3 protein-coding genes are annotated in these 1,968 nt (G+C 63.2%); all 3 read left to right on the top strand.

What is annotated here, in order from left to right; all coding sequences use genetic code 11:
* On the top strand, positions 1-894 hold an 894-nt coding region (locus EN874_RS32105), incomplete at its 5' end, for a phosphomethylpyrimidine synthase ThiC (RefSeq protein WP_189348024.1).
* Complete coding sequence (thiO, locus tag EN874_RS32100) at positions 891-1,892, top strand: glycine oxidase ThiO (protein ID WP_126097313.1); 1,002 nt, start codon at positions 891-893, stop codon at positions 1,890-1,892. The genes EN874_RS32105 and thiO, both read left to right, overlap by 4 nt.
* Positions 1,861-1,968: MoaD/ThiS family protein (locus EN874_RS34695; protein ID WP_281035895.1), on the top strand; the 108-nt coding region annotated here is incomplete at its 3' end. The genes thiO and EN874_RS34695, both read left to right, overlap by 32 nt.

Below are 1,968 nucleotides of genomic sequence, written 5' to 3'. Positions count from 1 at the left end.
CCGCTGACCGTCGACCGGGTCACGGGCATCGTCTCGCGCGGCGGCTCGATCATGGCCAAATGGTGCCTGCACCATCACCGGGAGAGCTTCCTCTACGAGCATTTCGAGGAGATCTGCGACATCGCCAGAGCCTATGACGTTTCCTTCTCGCTCGGCGACGGCCTTCGTCCCGGTTCAATCGCCGATGCGAACGACGCGGCGCAATTCGCCGAACTGGAAACACTTGGAGAACTCACCAAGATTGCCTGGGCAAAGGACTGCCAGGTGATGATCGAAGGCCCGGGCCATGTCCCCATGCACAAGATCAGGCAGAACATGGACAAGCAGCTCGCAGTGTGCGGTGAGGCGCCGTTCTACACGTTGGGGCCGCTGACGACCGACATCGCGCCGGGCTATGACCACATCACCTCAGGGATAGGTGCCGCCATGATAGGCTGGTTCGGCACCGCAATGCTTTGCTACGTCACGCCGAAAGAGCATCTCGGCCTTCCCGACCGCAACGACGTCAAGATTGGGGTGATCACTTACAAGATAGCCGCCCATGCAGCCGATCTGGCGAAGGGCCATCCGGCAGCGAAAACCAGGGATGATGCCCTTTCGCGCGCGCGCTTCGAGTTCCGCTGGGAGGACCAGTTCAACCTGTCGCTCGACCCCGAAACCGCACGGTCCTTCCACGACCAGACCTTGCCCAAGGAGGCGCACAAGCTGGCACATTTCTGTTCGATGTGCGGGCCGAAATTCTGCTCCATGCGCATTTCCCACGACATCCGTGCCGAGGCTCAGAAGGAAGGCATGGCGGCAATGGCGGCAAAATACCGGGAGGGCGGCGATCTCTACATGCCGGCGGACGAGACTGGCGTACCGGTCGTGCCGGAGGCTCCCAAACCATCATGAGGGTGCTCGTCAAAGGGGCCGGCGTTGCCGGCCTCACCGTCGCTTTCGAACTCGCCGCCCGCGGCGCGACGGTCACAGTCGCCGAGATGCGGCATGGCCTTGGCGGCAACGCGTCGTGGTTCGCCGGCGGCATGCTGGCGCCATGGTGCGAGCGCGAAAGCGCGGAGCAGCCGGTGCTGGATCTCGGACGCGACGCTGCCGACTGGTGGGATGCGGTGCTGTCGGGTCAGGTGACACGGGCCGGGACATTGGTCGTGGCCGCGCCGCGTGATGCCGGTGAGCTTGACCGGTTCGCCAGTCGCACGTCAGGGCATAGGCGCGTCGATGAAAACGAAATTGCGCTCCTGGAACCCGACCTCGCCGGCCGCTTCCGGCGTGGATTGCTCTTCCCCAACGAGGCTCACCTCGACCCACGCCAGGCGATGGCGGCACTTCATGACAACCTTGCGACCATGGGTGTCAAATTCCACTTCGGCTGCGACGCCCGGCCTGTTTCGGGTTTCGCCCGTCAGATAGACTGCATGGGAATGGCAGCGGCCGATGACAGGCTGCGCGGTGTTCGCGGCGAAATGCTGATCCTTCGCACGCCTGATGTCTCGCTGTCGCGGCCGGTCCGTTTGCTTCATCCACGCTTTCCGCTTTATGCCGTGCCGCGCACCGATCACCGTTTCATGATCGGAGCGACGATGATTGAAAGCCAGAGCGCCGGACCGGTGACGGCGCGTTCCATGATGGAGCTGCTGGGCGCCGCCCATGCCCTCCATCCGGCCTTTGGTGAGGCCGAGATCGTTGAAACCGGTGTGGGTGTCCGTCCGGCATTTCCCGACAATTTGCCACGCGTCGAAACAGACGGTGAGATCATCGCGATCAACGGTCTTTATCGTCACGGTTTTCTCCTCGCCCCCGCCATGGCGCGCCAGGCTGCCGACCTGGTTTTCAGTCAAGACAGAACCAAGGAGCATGCTCATGAAACTGATGGTCAACGGCGAGGCGCGTGAGATTGCCGCCACCACGCTGGCCGAGTTGCTTGCCGCGCTCGACTATGAGGGCGATTGGCTCGCCACCGCCGTCAAC

It is taken from the genome of Mesorhizobium sp. M1D.F.Ca.ET.231.01.1.1 (genome assembly GCF_003999155.2).
Classification (GTDB): Bacteria; Pseudomonadota; Alphaproteobacteria; order Rhizobiales; family Rhizobiaceae; genus Mesorhizobium.
The sequence above is the reverse complement of the archived record's forward strand: the minus strand, read 5'-3'. Positions and strand labels throughout refer to the sequence as shown.